Annotated in this window: 13 protein-coding genes and 1 pseudogene; 11 read left to right on the top strand and 3 right to left on the bottom strand. The window is 70.3% G+C overall.

Annotation, left to right across the window (positions count from 1 at the left end):
• Positions 1 to 108 precede the first annotated feature (108 nt).
• The 10 genes and pseudogenes from E0500_RS21200 to E0500_RS21155 all read left to right on the top strand — a co-directional run.
• Positions 109 to 1,800 carry a nitrite/sulfite reductase gene (locus E0500_RS21200; protein ID WP_131569410.1) on the top strand — a complete coding sequence of 564 codons (1,692 nt, stop codon included), beginning with the start codon at positions 109 to 111 and terminating at the stop codon, positions 1,798 to 1,800.
• Positions 1,797 to 1,976 carry a hypothetical protein gene (locus E0500_RS43975; RefSeq protein WP_131569412.1) on the top strand — a complete coding sequence of 60 codons (180 nt, stop codon included), beginning with the start codon at positions 1,797 to 1,799 and terminating at the stop codon, positions 1,974 to 1,976. Before E0500_RS21200 ends, E0500_RS43975 begins: the two co-directional genes overlap by 4 nt.
• On the top strand, positions 1,973 to 2,722 hold the full coding sequence (locus E0500_RS21195) for a phosphoadenylyl-sulfate reductase (RefSeq protein WP_131569414.1): 750 nt from the start codon (positions 1,973 to 1,975) through the stop codon (positions 2,720 to 2,722). The genes E0500_RS43975 and E0500_RS21195 overlap by 4 nt, the downstream gene beginning before the upstream one ends.
• Positions 2,723 to 2,754: 32 nt before the next feature.
• Positions 2,755 to 3,333 carry an adenylyl-sulfate kinase gene (cysC, locus tag E0500_RS21190; protein ID WP_181587259.1) on the top strand — a complete coding sequence of 193 codons (579 nt, stop codon included), beginning with the start codon at positions 2,755 to 2,757 and terminating at the stop codon, positions 3,331 to 3,333.
• Positions 3,330 to 4,265: a sulfate adenylyltransferase subunit CysD gene (cysD, locus tag E0500_RS21185; protein ID WP_181587082.1), complete on the top strand. Its 936-nt coding sequence runs from the start codon at positions 3,330 to 3,332 to the stop codon at positions 4,263 to 4,265. Before cysC ends, cysD begins: the two co-directional genes overlap by 4 nt.
• A 2-nt stretch (positions 4,266 to 4,267) precedes the next feature.
• Positions 4,268 to 5,596, top strand: a complete 1,329-nt coding sequence (locus E0500_RS21180; RefSeq protein ID WP_181587081.1) for a sulfate adenylyltransferase subunit 1 — start codon at positions 4,268 to 4,270, stop codon at positions 5,594 to 5,596.
• Between the two features lie 222 nt (positions 5,597 to 5,818).
• Entirely contained in the window at positions 5,819 to 6,928 is a 1,110-nt protein-coding gene (locus tag E0500_RS21170) for an aliphatic sulfonate ABC transporter substrate-binding protein (protein WP_131572061.1), read from the top strand.
• A 36-nt stretch (positions 6,929 to 6,964) separates the two neighbouring features.
• Positions 6,965 to 7,753 (top strand): ABC transporter ATP-binding protein, encoded by a 789-nt coding sequence (locus tag E0500_RS21165; protein ID WP_131572062.1) that lies wholly within the window; start codon positions 6,965 to 6,967, stop codon positions 7,751 to 7,753.
• Positions 7,740 to 8,666 (top strand): ABC transporter permease, encoded by a 927-nt coding sequence (locus E0500_RS21160; protein WP_131572063.1) that lies wholly within the window; start codon positions 7,740 to 7,742, stop codon positions 8,664 to 8,666. Before E0500_RS21165 ends, E0500_RS21160 begins: the two co-directional genes overlap by 14 nt.
• A 27-nt stretch (positions 8,667 to 8,693) precedes the next feature.
• A pseudogene (locus E0500_RS21155) lies at positions 8,694 to 9,434 on the top strand (sirohydrochlorin chelatase); the annotation flags it as partial.
• A 326-nt stretch (positions 9,435 to 9,760) separates the two neighbouring features.
• Here the strand turns inward: E0500_RS21155 and E0500_RS21150 are convergent.
• The 3 genes from E0500_RS21150 to E0500_RS21140 are packed head-to-tail and all read right to left on the bottom strand — an operon-like array spanning position 9,761 to position 12,046.
• Entirely contained in the window at positions 9,761 to 10,390 is a 630-nt protein-coding gene (locus E0500_RS21150) for a TIGR03086 family metal-binding protein (RefSeq protein WP_181587080.1), read from the bottom strand.
• Positions 10,391 to 10,415: 25 nt separating this feature from the next.
• Positions 10,416 to 11,438, bottom strand: coding sequence for a ketopantoate reductase family protein (locus E0500_RS21145; RefSeq protein ID WP_131570729.1), 1,023 nt, complete (start codon positions 11,436 to 11,438; stop codon positions 10,416 to 10,418).
• Between the two features lie 50 nt (positions 11,439 to 11,488).
• Positions 11,489 to 12,046 (bottom strand): DUF1697 domain-containing protein, encoded by a 558-nt coding sequence (locus E0500_RS21140; RefSeq protein ID WP_131570731.1) that lies wholly within the window; start codon positions 12,044 to 12,046, stop codon positions 11,489 to 11,491.
• A 301-nt stretch (positions 12,047 to 12,347) separates the two neighbouring features.
• On the opposite strand from E0500_RS21140, the gene E0500_RS21135 reads away from it, so the two are divergent.
• Positions 12,348 to 14,627, top strand: a complete 2,280-nt coding sequence (locus tag E0500_RS21135; protein WP_131570733.1) for an MMPL family transporter — start codon at positions 12,348 to 12,350, stop codon at positions 14,625 to 14,627.
• Positions 14,628 to 14,662 lie beyond the last annotated feature (35 nt).

Below are 14,662 nucleotides of genomic sequence, written 5' to 3'. Positions count from 1 at the left end.
CCTGCCTCCTCCTGCGCAACGACGCGCACGCATGGCACATCTGCCTCAATGCGCCCATACACGCAGGTCAGAGTCGCATTCCCGCCTGTCCCGAAGGACGTAACCACCATGGCCGCCACCCCGCAACGCCCTGCCACGCCCCGCCGCAAGGTGAGCCGTCACCGTGGCGAGGGTCAGTGGGCCGTGGGTCACTTCACCCCACTGAACGGCAACGAACAGTTCAAGAAGGACGACGACGGTCTCAATGTGCGGACACGCATTGAGACGATCTACTCGAAGCGGGGCTTCGACTCGATCGACCCCAACGACCTGCGCGGCCGTATGCGCTGGTGGGGGCTGTACACCCAGCGCAAGCCCGGCATCGACGGCGGAAAGACCGCCATCCTGGAGCCGGAGGAGCTGGACGACAAGTACTTCATGCTGCGGGTCCGCATCGACGGCGGCCGGCTGACCACGCAGCAGCTGCGCGTGATCGGCGAGATCTCGCAGGAGTTCGCCCGCGGCACCGCGGACATCACCGACCGGCAGAACATCCAGCTGCACTGGATCCGCATCGAGGACGTGCCGGAGATCTGGAACCGGCTGGAGGCCGTCGGGCTGTCCACCACCGAGGCGTGCGGCGACACCCCGCGCGTCATCATCGGCTCGCCCGTCGCGGGGATCGCCGAGGACGAGATCATCGACGGCTCCCCGGCCATCGACGAGATCCACAGCCGCTACATCGGCAGCAAGGAGTTCTCCAACCTGCCGCGCAAGTTCAAGACGGCGATCTCCGGCTCCCCGCTGCTCGACGTAGCCCACGAGATCAACGACGTGGCGTTCGTCGGCGTCGAGCACCCCGAGCACGGTCCCGGCTTCGACCTGTGGGTCGGCGGTGGCCTGTCCACCAACCCGAAGATCGGTGTCCGGCTCGGCACCTGGGTCCCGCTGGATGAGGTCCCGGACGTATGGGCCGGCGTGATCGGCATCTTCCGCGACTACGGCTACCGGCGCCTGCGCACCCGCGCCCGCCTGAAGTTCCTCGTCGCGGACTGGGGTGCGGAGAAGTTCCGCCAGGTGCTGGAGGACGAGTACCTCAAGCGCAAGCTGGCCGACGGTCCCGCGCCCGCCGAACCCGTGGAGCGCTGGCGCGACCACGTCGGCGTGCACCGCCAGCAGGACGGCCGTTACTACGTGGGGTTCGCCCCGCGCGTCGGCCGCGTCGACGGCGCCACGCTGACGAAGATCGCCGAGCTGGCCGAGGCCCACGGCTCGGGCCGGGTCCGTACGACGGTCGAGCAGAAGATGATCGTCCTCGATGTCGCCGAGGAGCAGGTCGAGCCGCTGGTCGAGGCCCTGGAGGCCCTGGACCTGACCGCCAAGCCCTCCCCGTTCCGGCGCGGCACCATGGCCTGCACCGGCATCGAGTACTGCAAGCTCGCCATCGTCGAGACCAAGGCGCGTGGCTCCGCGCTGATCGACGAGTTGGAGCGCCGTATCCCGGACTTCGACGAGCCGATCACCATCAACATCAACGGCTGCCCGAACGCCTGTGCCCGTATCCAGGTCGCGGACATCGGTCTCAAGGGCCAGCTCGTCCTCGACGACCAGGGCGAGCAGGTCGAGGGCTACCAGGTGCACCTGGGCGGCGCGCTCGGCCTGCAGGCCGGGTTCGGCCGCAAGGTACGCGGCCTGAAGGTCACCTCCGAGGAGCTGCCCGACTACGTGGAGCGCGTCCTGAAGCGGTTCCAGGCGGAGCGCGAGGACGGTGAGCGGTTCGCCACCTGGGCCGCGCGTGCCAGTGAGGAGGCGTTGTCATGAGCGAGCGGGCCGCCCCCTTCTACTGCCCCTACTGCGGCGACGAGGACCTGCGCCCGAGCGAAGAGGGGCACGGTGCGTGGGAATGCGGAGCGTGCAGTCGGGCCTTCCAGTTGAAGTTCCTCGGGCTTCTCGCCCGGGGGCTGCGACATGCCGAAAGTGGAGGGGATCAGATATGACCACCGCTCAGGCGGACTCGGACTCATCACTGAACGACGCGGCCGACCCGGAGGCGGCGAAGCGCGCCGAACTGAAGGCGCTCGCCGAACAGGCCGGCCGCGATCTGGAGGACGCGTCCGCGCTGGAGATCCTCCAGTGGGCCGTGGACACCTTCGGCAGGCGTTTCTGCGTGACCTCCTCGATGGAGGACGCCGTGGTCGCGCACCTCGCGTCCCGCGCCAGGCCCGGCGTGGACGTCGTCTTCCTCGACACCGGCTACCACTTCCCGGAGACCATCGGCACCCGCGACGCGGTCGAGGCCGTGATGGACGTCAACGTCATCACGCTCACCCCGCGCCAGACCGTGGCCGAGCAGGACGCCGAGTACGGGCCCAGGCTGCACGACCGCGACCCCGACCGGTGCTGCTTCCTGCGGAAGGTCAAGCCGCTGGAGGAGGGCCTGACCCGGTTCGACGCATGGGCGACCGGCCTGCGCCGCGACGAGTCCCCCACCCGGGCGAACACCCCGGTCGTCGGCTGGGACGACAAGCGTGGCAAGGTCAAGATCTCGCCGATCGCGCGCTGGACGCAGGACGACGTGGACGCGTACGTCACCGAGCACGGTGTGCTCACCAACCCGCTGCTGATGGACGGCTACCCCTCCGTGGGCTGCGCCCCCTGCACCCGCCGCGTCCTGGAGGGCGAGGACGCCCGCGCCGGCCGCTGGGCGGGCCGCGCCAAGACCGAGTGCGGACTGCACGAATGACGCCGCCCCCGACGACACCGATGCCGATGCCGATGCCGACCACCGAGACATCTCCGACCCCCCGGGAGAACCACGTGACGACCGGAGCCACCGTCTGGCTCACGGGTCTGCCGAGCGCCGGCAAGACCACCATCGCGTACGAGCTGGCGAACCGGCTGCGCGAGGACGGCCACCTCGTCGAGGTGCTCGACGGCGACGAGATCCGTGAGTTCCTCACCGCCGACCTCGGCTTCAGCCGCGCGGACCGCCACACCAACGTGCAGCGCGTCGGCTTCCTCGCCGACCTGCTGGCCCGCAACGGTGTGAAGGCGCTCGTGCCGGTCATCGCGCCCTACGCCGACAGCCGCGAGGCCGTCCGCAAGCGCCACCAGGCGGGCGGCACCGCGTACATCGAGGTCCACGTGGCCACCCCGGTCGAGGTCTGCTCCGTACGTGACGTGAAGGGCCTCTACGCCAAGCAGGCCGCGGGCGAGATCTCCGGGCTCACCGGTGTCGACGACCCGTACGAGGAGCCCGAGTCGCCGGACCTGCGCATCGAGTCGCAGAACCAGACCGTGCAGGAGTCCGCGGCCACGCTGCACAAGCTGCTCGTCGAAAGGGGCCTGGCATGACGACCGTCGCCACCATCTCCTCGGAGACCGACAGCCCGTACTGCCTCTCGCACCTGGACGCGCTGGAGTCCGAGGCGGTGCACATCTTCCGTGAGGTGGCGGGCGAGTTCGAACGGCCGGTGATCCTGTTCTCCGGCGGCAAGGACTCCATCGTCATGCTCCACCTGGCACTGAAGGCCTTCGCCCCCGCCGCGATCCCCTTCTCCCTGCTCCACGTCGACACCGGACACAACTTCCCCGAGGTCATCGAGTACAGGGACCGCACCGTCGAGAAGCACAGCCTGCGTCTCCACGTCGCCTCCGTGCAGGACTACATCGACCGCGGCGTCCTGCGCGAACGCCCCGACGGCACCCGCAACCCCCTCCAGACCGTGCCGCTCACCGAGAAGATCCAGTCCGAGAAGTTCGACGCCGTCTTCGGCGGCGGACGCCGCGACGAGGAGAAGGCCCGGGCCAAGGAGCGCGTGTTCTCGCTGCGCGACGAGTTCTCCCAGTGGGACCCGCGCCGCCAGCGCCCCGAACTGTGGCAGCTCTACAACGGCCGCCACGCCCCCGGCGAACACGTCCGCGTCTTCCCCCTGTCGAACTGGACCGAGCTGGACGTCTGGCAGTACATCGCCCGCGAGGGCATCGAACTGCCCGAGATCTACTTCGCCCACCAGCGCGAGGTCTTCCAGCGAGCCGGCATGTGGCTCACCGCCGGCGAATGGGGCGGACCGAAGGACGACGAGACCGTCGAGAAGCGCCTCATCCGCTACCGGACCGTGGGCGACATGTCCTGCACGGGCGCGGTCGACTCCGACGCCACCACGCTGGACGCCGTGATCGCCGAGATCGCCGCCTCCCGGCTCACCGAGCGGGGCGCTACCCGCGCCGACGACAAACTGTCCGAGGCCGCGATGGAAGACCGCAAGCGCGAGGGGTACTTCTAGTCATGAGCACCACCACGGAACTGTCCGAGACCACGCTCCTGCGGTTCGCGACCGCCGGGTCCGTCGACGACGGCAAGTCCACGCTCGTCGGGCGCCTCCTGCACGACTCCAAGTCGGTCCTCGTCGACCAGTTGGAGGCCGTGGAGCGCGCCTCGGCCAGCCGTGGCCAGGAGGCCCCGGACCTCGCGCTGCTGACGGACGGGCTGCGGGCCGAGCGCGAGCAGGGCATCACCATCGACGTGGCCTACCGCTACTTCGCCACGCCCCGCCGCCGCTTCATCCTCGCCGACACCCCCGGCCACGTGCAGTACACCCGCAACATGGTGACCGGCGCCTCCACCGCCGAACTGACGGTAGTCCTCGTCGACGCCCGCAACGGCGTCGTCGAACAGACCCGCCGCCACGCCGCCATCGCCGCACTCCTGCGCGTCCCGCACGTGGTCCTGGCCGTCAACAAGATGGACCTCGTCGAGTACGAGGAGCGGGTGTTCGCGGCCATCGCCGAGGAGTTCACCGCGTACGCGACCGAGCTGGGCGTCCCCGAGGTCACCGCCATCCCGATCTCGGCGCTGGCCGGTGACAACGTGGTGGAGCCGTCGGCGAACATGGACTGGTACGGAGGCCCGACGGTCCTGGAGCACCTGGAGACCGTCCCTGTCAGCCATGACCTGGCGCACTGCCACGCCCGGCTCCCCGTGCAGTACGTGATCCGCCCGCAGACCGCCGAACTCCCGGACTACCGCGGGTACGCGGGCCAGATCGCGGCCGGTACGTTCCGTGTGGGCGACCCGGTGACGGTGCTCCCCTCCGGGCGGACGACCAGACTCGCGGGCATCGACCTGCTGGGCAAGCCGGTCGACGTGGCGTGGACGCCGCAGTCGGTGACCCTCCTGCTGGAGGACGACATCGACATCTCGCGCGGCGACCTGATCGTGCCGAGCAAGGACGCGCCGGCGACCACCCAGGACATCGAGGCGACCGTCTGCCACGTCGCCGACGCCCCGCTGACCGTGGGCCACCGCGTGCTGCTCAAGCACGGCACCCGCACGGTCAAGGCCGTCGTCAAGGACATACCGTCCCGTCTCACGCTCGACGACCTGTCCCTGCACCCGCACCCGGGACAGCTCGTCGCCAACGACATCGGCCGTGTGAAGATCCGCACCGCCGAGGCGCTACCCGTCGACGCGTACGCCGACTCGCGGCGCACCGGCTCGTTCATCCTGATCGACCCGGCCGACGGCACGACCCTGACCGCCGGCATGGTCGGCGAGTCGTTCGCCTCGCCGGAGCCGGTCAAGGACGAGGCCGAGGACGACGGGTGGGACTTCTGACATGAACTCCACCGATTTCTTCTCGACGTTCGCGAAGGAGGGCGGCCGCGTCGGCAGCGGTGACCTCGGGAGCGGGCAGGGCGGAGTGGCGCGATGTGCGCGTTGACGTACGCGCACTGCCTGCGCGCCCTCGCCCCCCACCGCCGTAGACGAAAACCTGCCGACCTCCCGGCCACGACCTGAGAGACCGTGACCGCCGGGCCAACGAGAGGAACCCCTCCCGTGCCTGCCACTCGCTCAGTACTCATTCGGCGCGGCATCACCGCTGCCGCAGTTCTCCCCCTGCTGGCGCTGGCCGCCTGCGGTTACGGTTCCGAGGCCAAGAACAACGACACCGAGAAGGTCGCCGCCGGCGCCAAGAAGATCGACGGTCTCGACACCGTGAAGATCGGCTACTTCGGCAACCTCACCCACGGCACCGCCCTGGTCGGCCGCCATGAGGGCATCTTCCAGAAGGAGCTCGGCGCCACGAAGGCCGCGTACGCGACCTTCAACGCCGGCCCCTCCGAGATCGAGGCCCTCAACTCGGGCTCCATCGACATCGGCTGGATCGGCCCCTCCCCGGCCATCAACGGCTACACCAAGTCCGACGGCAAGAGCCTGCGCATCATCGGCGGCTCCGCGTCCGGCGGTGTGAAGCTCGTGGTCGACCCGGACAAGATCAAGTCCCTGAAGGACGTCAAGGGCAAGCGGATCGCGACCCCGCAGCTCGGCAACACGCAGGACGTGGCGTTCCTCAACTGGATCGCCGACCAGGGCTGGAAGGTCGACGCGGAGAGCGGCAAGGGCGACGTCTCGGTGGTCCGCACGGACAACAAGATCACCCCGGACGCCTACAAGTCGGGCTCCATCGACGGCGCCTGGGTGCCGGAGCCGACCGCGTCCAAGCTGGTCGCCGAGGGCGCGAAGGTACTGCTCGACGAGGCCGACCTGTGGCCCGACAAGAAGTTCGTGATCACGAACATCATCGTGTCGCAGAAGTTCCTGACGCAGCACCCGAAGGTCGTCGAGGCGGTGCTGAGGGGCTCGGTCAGGACCAACGCGTACATCGCCGCCAACCCGGACGAGGCCAAGGCCGCGGCGAACGCCCAGCTCAAGGTGGACTCCGGCAAGGAACTGCCGGCCGAGGTGCTCGACCCGGCGTGGAAGTCGATCCAGTTCACCAACGATCCGCTGGCGTCCACCCTCGACACCGAGGCGGAGCACGCGGTCAAGGCCGGTCTGCTGGAGAAGCCCGACCTGGGCGGCATCTACGACCTGACGCTGCTCAACAAGGTCCTCAAGGCCGAGGGCGAGTCCGAGGCCGACGACGCCGGTCTCGGCGTCAAGTAACCGCGTAGTCCGATCAGTTCCCAGGAGGTGACGACCATGGCCACCGCGCTCGCCAAGGCCGCCGACGGCGTCCAGGCCGTCGAGCACGCCGCCCGTATCGAGCACGTCTCGAAGTCCTTCGCCGGGCCCGCCGGACAGCAACTCGTCCTCGACGACATCACGCTCGATGTCGCTCCCGGCGAGTTCGTCACCCTCCTGGGGGCCTCGGGCTGCGGCAAGTCGACGCTGCTCAACCTGGTCGCGGGGCTGGACAAGCCGACCGCGGGCAGCATCACGACCGACGGGCGCCCCGCCCTGATGTTCCAGGAGCACGCCCTGTTCCCGTGGCTGACCGCGGGCAAGAACATCGAACTCGCCCTGAAGCTCAGGGGGGTTCCCAAGAACGAGCGGCGCGGCCGGGCCGAGGAACTGCTCGAACTGGTCCGTCTGAAGGGCTCGTACGGCAAGCGCGTGCACGAGCTCTCCGGTGGTATGCGCCAGCGCGTGGCGCTCGCCCGTGCGCTCGCCCAGGAGAGCAAGCTCCTGCTGATGGACGAGCCGTTCGCGGCGCTCGACGCGATCACGCGGGACGTCCTGCACGACGAACTGACCCGCATCTGGAGCGAGACCGAGGTGTCCGTCCTCTTCGTCACGCACAACGTGCGCGAGGCGGTCCGGCTGGCCGAGCGCGTCGTCCTGCTGTCGTCGCGTCCGGGCCGTGTCGCGCGGGAGTGGACGGTCGACATTCCGCAGCCGCGCCGCATCGAGGACGCCGCCGTGGCGGAGCTGTCCGTCGAGATCACCGAAGAACTGCGTGGGGAGATCCGCCGCCATGGCCAGCACTGAGACCAAGGCCGACGGGGCCGTCAAGGACGACGCCAAGGGCGCCGTCAAAGGCGGCAACGACCTGGCGGGACTCGAAGCGGGACTGGACGCCCTGGAGACGGTCCAGTCCGGGCGGACGCCGTTCCGGCAGACCTTCGTGCAGAAGATCCTGCCGCCGCTCATCGCCATCGCGCTCGTGCTGGTGGTGTGGCAGGCGCTGATCTCCTTCAACGTCGTCGACGACCCGACCAAGCTGCCCTCGCCCGGCGACGTGTGGGGCGAGATCGAGGACGCCTGGCTGCAGGGCACGCTGCTCGGCTACATCTGGACGAGCGTCTCGCGCGGTCTGCTCGGCTTCCTGCTCGCTCTGGCGATCGGCACGCCGCTCGGTCTGCTGGTGGCGCGGATGAAGTTCCTCCGGGCGGCGATCCACCCGATCCTGTCCGGCCTGCAGTCGCTGCCGTCGGTGGCCTGGGTGCCGCCGGCCGTCATCTGGCTCGGCCTGAACGACCAGATGATGTACGCGGTGATCCTGCTGGGCGCCGTCCCGTCGATCGCCAACGGACTCGTCTCCGGCGTCGACCAGGTGCCCCCGCTCTTCCTGCGGGCGGGCCGCACGCTGGGCGCGACCGGGCTGAAGGGCACCTGGCACATCGTGATGCCGGCCGCTCTGCCCGGCTACGTGGCCGGCCTCAAGCAGGGCTGGGCGTTCTCGTGGCGTTCGCTGATGGCGGCCGAGATCATCGCGTCCTCGCCCGATCTCGGCGTCGGCCTCGGCCAGTTGCTGGAGAACGGCCGCAACACCAGCTCCATGTCCATGGTCTTCCTCGCGATCCTCCTCATCCTGATCGTCGGCATCGCCATCGACCTGCTGATCTTCAGCCCGCTGGAGCGGTGGGTGCTGCGCAGCCGCGGTCTCCTGGTAAGGAACTGAAAGTAGAGCTGGGAGAACCCGAACTCCATGCGCAATCCGGTCCGCCCCGTACGCCCCGTCCTGGTGGTCATCGCTCACGGCAGCCGCGATCCGCGGCACGCCGCGACCGTGCACGGCCTCGTCCGGCGTGTGCGCGCGATGCGTCCCGGACTGCGCGTGGAGACCGGTTTCCTGGACTTCAACGTCCCGTCCGTGCACGGGGTGCTGGAGTCACTGGCGGCGGAGGGCGTGCGGGACGTGGTGGCCCTCCCTCTGCTGCTGACGCGTGCGTTCCACGCGAAGGCGGACATCCCGGCGGTGCTGCGGGACGCGCCGACGCGGCTTCGCATCCGCCAGGCGGAGGTGCTCGGCCCGTCTCCCCTGCTGCTGGCGGCACTCGAACGCCGACTGTACGAGGCCGGGCTGACCCCCGCCGACAAGTCCTCGACCGGGGTCGTGCTGGCCTCGGCGGGGTCCACCGACCCGGAGGCGATCGCAGTGATCGCAGATATCGCGCGGGAGTGGCGGCACACCGGTTGGTGCGCCGTGCGGCCTGCGTTCGCCTCCGCTGCGTCTCCCGCGGCGTTCCCCCGCACGGAGGACGCCGTGCGGGAGCTGCGCGCGCTGGGCTGTGCGCGTGTCGCGGTGGCGCCGTACGTCCTGGCCCCCGGCTTCCTGCCGGACCGTATCGCGCGGGGCGCGGCCGGGGCGGACGTCCTGTCGGACGTGCTGGGGTCCGCGCCGGAGGTGGCGCGGGTGCTGCTGGAGCGGTACGACACGGCGAGGTCGCATCTCTCGCCCCCGCCGCCCCTACCCGTCCCATCCCTGGCGGCTGCCGCCCCGGACCCCGCTTGTCGGCCTGAACGGCCTCGTCCTCAAACGCCGGACGGGCTAAAAATCCCCGCCCCAACCGGCAACATCCAACGCCGCCCCGCGCACTCCAGCTCCTCCGGCGTTTGAGGAGCGGAGGTCCGGGGGCCGGCCCCCGAGACGGGGTCCGGGGCGGAGCCCCGAAGCCCGGGGGCCAGGGGCGCAGCCCCCTCGGCGGGGGCGAAGGGGCGGAGCCCCAGGGGATGGGACGGGTAAGGGCGGCGGGGGCGAGTGAACTCGGGTGGTCAGCGGGGCGGGCTCGTCCTGGCGATTCGTGGGTCGCGGCCACTCAACGCAAGGGCGCGTTCGAAGACGGACGCGCCCTCCGGCACGGACACCGGGTCGGCGAAGCCGTCGTACTTCCGGTAGAGCTCGGCGTGGGTCTCGACCACGTCCAGCACCAGCCGGGCCGCGCCCTCGGAGAAACGGATCTCCTGGCCGGTGACGGCGGCGACGTCCCAGCCGTGGACCGCCATCTCCTTCACGATCATCCCGGCGATGTCGGCGGCGGGCAGCGTGCCACCGCCCAGGTCGACCTCGCCCTCCCACACGGCGGGATCGTCCCAGGCGGCGACGGCACGGTCGAGCTGGTCGGCGTACGCCCGGGCCCAGTCCGGGTCGGCGGCGAAGTCGCGCGTGGTCAGCTCCTCGGGGAGCGGCTTGCGCAAGGCGCGGTGCTCCAGACCGTGCGAGGTGTAGAGGACCCAGTGGTTGACCATGGCGCGGACGTCCCAGCGGGGGCAGTGCGTGGGCGCGGACAACTGCCCCGCCTCGACGCCCCGGGCCACGCGCGCGGCCTCGGCGGCGCATTCGACCATGTACGGGTACACATGCTTGTGCGGATTGTTCCGATCATTCTGGTGCTCATCGCTCATGCGCCCCACGCTAGAGACGGCGCGCTCAGTCCTCTTGAACAAACGCGACAGCCTCGTCGGCGAGGCGTACCAGCTCCGCGATCGGCATCGAGCCCGCCTCCCGGCGCTCGCGCGCGCACGTGTTCGCCAGCCGCTGCAACAGGTCGTTCAGCGGCGTCGGTACGTCGTGCAGGCGCCCCAGCAGCACGATCTCGCCGTTGAGGTAGTCCGCCTCGATGGTGCCGGTGCCACGGGTCAGGGACTGCCAGGAAGAGCCGCCACCGCGCGGTGAGCCGTCGAGCGGCACCAGGGTGATCTTGTCGCCACGGACCTCCCGCTGCTCCTCGGCGCTCGTGTACGCGATCCCGGCCGCGTCGAGCACGGCGGCCCCCTCGGCCCGTACCCGCTCCAGCAACGCCACGGTCTCCTCGCCCTGGGCGGGTCCGGAGACCGCCTCCAGGGCGTTGCCCAGGTTGGACAGCAGCTTGGCGTACTGCCAGCGCGCCACGTCCGGCACCACCGGCGCCTCGAACCTCGACTTCTCCAGGTCGGCGGCGATCAGCCGGGCGGTCTCGTCGGTGCCATGGGGAAAGCGGCCGAGGTGCAGGACCCCGGTGAGCGGGGTGCCGGCGGCGGAGACGACACCGGGTTCGATGTGGGTCGCCGGCAGCCAGACACACATCCCGTACACCCGCCGGAAGCGGCGCAGGGCCAGACGCTGGCTCTCCACGCCGTTCTGGGCGCAGACCAGCGGCAGCCGCTCGGTGGCCGTGCCGCCGCCCGCCACCGGCGCCGGGCCCCACGCCGCCAGCGCGGCCTCGCTGTCCTGGGTCTTCACGGCGAGCACGAGGACGTCGTCCGCCCGCAGTTCGCCGAGCGCGTCAGGTCCGTCGACGGTCGGCAGGCGGTGGGTGAACGCACCGTCCGGCACCCTGAGCCGCAGCCCGCCGTCCCGCAGCGCCGCGTACTGCGAGCCTCGCGCGACCAGGACGACCTCGTGTCCGGAGCCCGCGAGCCGCCCGCCGATCGCGCCGCCGACGGCCCCCGCTCCGATGATGATGTAGCGCATGGAACGAGCCTCGCACAGCAGGTTGCCCTTGCCGACAGGCCCGCTCCATGTCAGTTGTCCGCTGCCGGCGCGGTCATCTCCACGAGTTTGACGACCGTGTTCCAGTTGCGGCTGGTGGCCGTCAGGCCCTTGAGCAGTCGTGGCCTCGACAGGGTCTCGGCCAGCTTGGAGCGGCCCAGGCCGTCGGGTGCGTAGAGGTAGAGGGCGCGGTCGCCGAGGCGGAACTCCTCGGGCAGGAGGGCCTGCTGGTCGACCGAGGCGAAGCGGGCCGTTTCGACGGGGTTCGAGAAGTACGTGACGTGGAGCTGTTTGGGCGCCAGGTCGGCGGCCGGGAAGGGGCAGGCGTCCCGTACGGCCTTCAGGTAGGTGTGGTCGCGCACCAGGACCTCGACAGTGAACCCGAAGTGCTTCTCGACGGCCTGCGCGATGTCCGCCGCGAGGGTGTGCTCGTCACCACCGTCCGTGGTGAAGACCGCGTTGCCGCTCTGCAGGTAGGTGGCCACACCGGTGTGGCCGAGACCCGTCAGCAGCGTACGCAGATCGGCCATCGGCACCTTCTTGCCGCCGCCCACGTTGATGCCGCGCAGCAGCGCCGCGTACGTCGTCATCCGCACAGCGTAATGCCCCAGGTCCGCCCGGCTCCCGGTCCGTGCCTCAGGCCCGTCCGCCCCTGATCGCCAATCCTGATCGCCAATCCTGACCCCACCCTGATCCCCGCCCCTGAGAACCCGAAGTACGTGTAAGGGGCCGCGGTCCTCCCGGATGGGGAGACACCGGGGTCCAGGGGGATGAGTGGTCCGGCCCCGGGTTCACCGGGCAGCACGACGAGACGCTCTTGTCCGGCCCATACCTTCGAGACGAAGGGTGCCGGCAGGGGGCCGTCGCCGCGGACAAGGGGGCTGACCCGTCATGGGGAACGGAGAGATACGGGTGCGGGGCATCGCCGCCCGGGCCGGCGGCTGGAGCGCCCGGCACCGATGGGCGGCCGTGGGTGTGTGGGTGCTGTTCGTCGTGCTGACGATGGGGATCGGCTCGGCGGTGGGCCAGGTCGACATCAAGGGCAGCGACGGGCTCAAGGGGGAGACCAGCACGGCCGCCCACATCATCGAGGAAGCGGGGATCGAGGAACCGGCCGGTGAGACCGTCCTGATCCAGACGAAGGGCGACGGGGTCAAGGCGACGGACGCCGCGTTCCGGGCCGCCGTCGGCGACGTGATGCGGGCCGTCGAGGGCACGGGCCGCGTCACGGCCGTGACCTCTCCGTACGACAGCGACACCATCTCGAAGGACGGTCGCAGCGCGCTCGTGCAGTTCGACATGCGCGGTGACGCGGAGAGCGCGGGTGAGCGCGTCGAGCCCGTACTGAAGGCCGTCGAGGGCGTCCAGGGCGACCACGAGCAGCTGCGGATCGAGGAGATCGGCACCGCGAGCATCGGCAAGACGTTCGACGACGCCTTCGGGGACGACTTCCAGCAGGCCGAGTACTCCGCCGTGCCCGTCGCGCTCGGCATTCTGCTGATCGCGTTCGGCGCGGTGGTCGCGGCGCTGCTGCCGGTGGCGCTGGCGCTCACCGCGATCATGGCGACGGTGGGGCTGATGGCCATCGTCAGCCATGCGATGCCGATGGGCGATGTCGCCAACTCCGTGATGCTGCTGGTGGGGCTGGCCGTCGGGGTCGACTACTGCCTGTTCTATCTGCGGCGCGAACGTGAGGAGCGGGCGGCCGGACGGGACGCGGGGACCGCTCTGCGGGTGGCCGCGGCGACCAGTGGGCGCGCCATCATCGTCTCCGGCGTCACGGTGTGCGTGGCGATGGCGGGCATGCTGTTCACCGGGCTCGCCGACTTCCAGGCGATGGGCCTGGCCTCGCTGATGGTCGTCGCGGTCGCGATGGTGGGGTCCGTGACCGTGCTGCCCGCGCTGCTGTCGCTGCTCGGCGAACGGGTCGAGAAGGGCCGCATCCCGTTCCTGCACCCGGACAAGCGGCGGAGGAAGGACGGCTCGGGCAACGGGGCTTCGGAGGGGAGCCGCTTCTGGACGGGCGTCCTGCGCGTCGTCCTCGCCAAGCCGGCCGTCTCCCTGGTGGTCGCGGCCGGGGTGCTCCTCGCGATTGCCGCCCCCGCGCTGGGCATGAAGACGCAGAACTTCACCCTGGACCAGGAGTTCGGCGACTCGCTGCCGATCGTGCAGACGTACAACCGCGTCAACGATGCCTTCCCCGGCGGCACCGGGCCGGCCGAAGTCGTCGTCAAGGCGAAGGACATAGGCGCCGACGACGTGCAGTCCGCGATCGCCGACTTCCGTGAGCGGGCGGTGAGTTCGGGGGCCTCGCGCGGGCCGGTCGAGGTCGAGGTGCACGACGCGCAGAACCTCGCGTTCGTGTACGTGCCGCTGGTGGGCGGCTCGGACCTGGACAAGGCCGGGGCGAGCCTGGAGAAGCTGCGGGACGAGGTGCGGCCCGCCACGCTCGGCGAGGTCGACGGCGTCCAGGCGCCGATCACCGGCGACGTCGCGGGCTCGAAGGACTTCAACGACCAGCTCGGCGGTGCCGTCGTCCCGGTCTTCGTGTTCGTCGTGATCTTCGCGTTCCTGCTGATGCTGCTGTCGTTCCGCTCGCTGACGATCGCGGTCACCTCGATCGTGCTGAACCTGCTGTCGGTCGGCGCCGCGTACGGCATCCTCGTCGGCGTCTTCCAGCACGGCTGGGGCGCCTCGCTGGTGGGGGCGGAGGGCGTCGGCGCCATCATCACCTGGCTGCCGCTGTTCCTGTTCGTGATCCTGTTCGGCCTGTCGATGGACTACCACGTGTTCGTGGTCTCTCGGATCCGCGAGGCGAGGCTGAAGGGCCGTACGACGAAGGACGCGATCCGGCACGGTGTGGTCACCACGGCCGGGGTCGTCACCAGCGCCGCCGTCATCATGGTCGCCGTGTTCGCGATCTTCGGGACGCTGTCCATGCAGTCCATGAAGCAGATGGGCGTGGGCCTCGCGGCCGCGGTGCTCATCGACGCGACGATCATCCGGGGCGTGCTGCTCCCGGCGGTGATGGCCCTGCTCGACGAGCGCAACTGGTATCTGCCGCAGTGGATGAACCGGCTTCCGGACCTCACGCACGACGAGACGCACGGCGCGCTGTCGCCCGCGCCCGTGCCGCACGAGGGCCGTGCGGGCGAGACGGTACGGGTCTGATCGTGCGGATCTGATCGGTTCCGTGAGGGCGTACG

Source organism: Streptomyces sp. KM273126 (assembly GCF_004337435.2).
Taxonomy (GTDB): Bacteria; Actinomycetota; Actinomycetes; order Streptomycetales; family Streptomycetaceae; genus Streptomyces; species Streptomyces acidicola.
This window is presented reverse-complemented; position numbering and strand designations above follow the sequence as displayed.

Bases quoted from the DNA above. Each gene is read 5' to 3' on its own strand.
- E0500_RS21200 (WP_131569410.1), top strand. From the start codon at position 109: ATGGCCGCCACCCCGCAACGCCCTGCCACGCCCCGCCGCAAGGTGAGC.
- E0500_RS43975 (WP_131569412.1), top strand. From the start codon at position 1,797: ATGAGCGAGCGGGCCGCCCCCTTCTACTGCCCCTACTGCGGCGACGAG.
- E0500_RS21195 (WP_131569414.1), top strand. From the start codon at position 1,973: ATGACCACCGCTCAGGCGGACTCGGACTCATCACTGAACGACGCGGCC.
- cysC (WP_181587259.1), top strand. From the start codon at position 2,755: ATGCCGACCACCGAGACATCTCCGACCCCCCGGGAGAACCACGTGACG.
- cysD (WP_181587082.1), top strand. From the start codon at position 3,330: ATGACGACCGTCGCCACCATCTCCTCGGAGACCGACAGCCCGTACTGC.
- E0500_RS21180 (WP_181587081.1), top strand. From the start codon at position 4,268: ATGAGCACCACCACGGAACTGTCCGAGACCACGCTCCTGCGGTTCGCG.
- E0500_RS21165 (WP_131572062.1), top strand. From the start codon at position 6,965: ATGGCCACCGCGCTCGCCAAGGCCGCCGACGGCGTCCAGGCCGTCGAG.
- E0500_RS21160 (WP_131572063.1), top strand. From the start codon at position 7,740: ATGGCCAGCACTGAGACCAAGGCCGACGGGGCCGTCAAGGACGACGCC.
- E0500_RS21150 (WP_181587080.1), bottom strand. From the start codon at position 10,390: ATGAGCGATGAGCACCAGAATGATCGGAACAATCCGCACAAGCATGTG.
- E0500_RS21145 (WP_131570729.1), bottom strand. From the start codon at position 11,438: ATGCGCTACATCATCATCGGAGCGGGGGCCGTCGGCGGCGCGATCGGC.
- E0500_RS21140 (WP_131570731.1), bottom strand. From the start codon at position 12,046: ATGACGACGTACGCGGCGCTGCTGCGCGGCATCAACGTGGGCGGCGGC.
- E0500_RS21135 (WP_131570733.1), top strand. From the start codon at position 12,348: ATGGGGAACGGAGAGATACGGGTGCGGGGCATCGCCGCCCGGGCCGGC.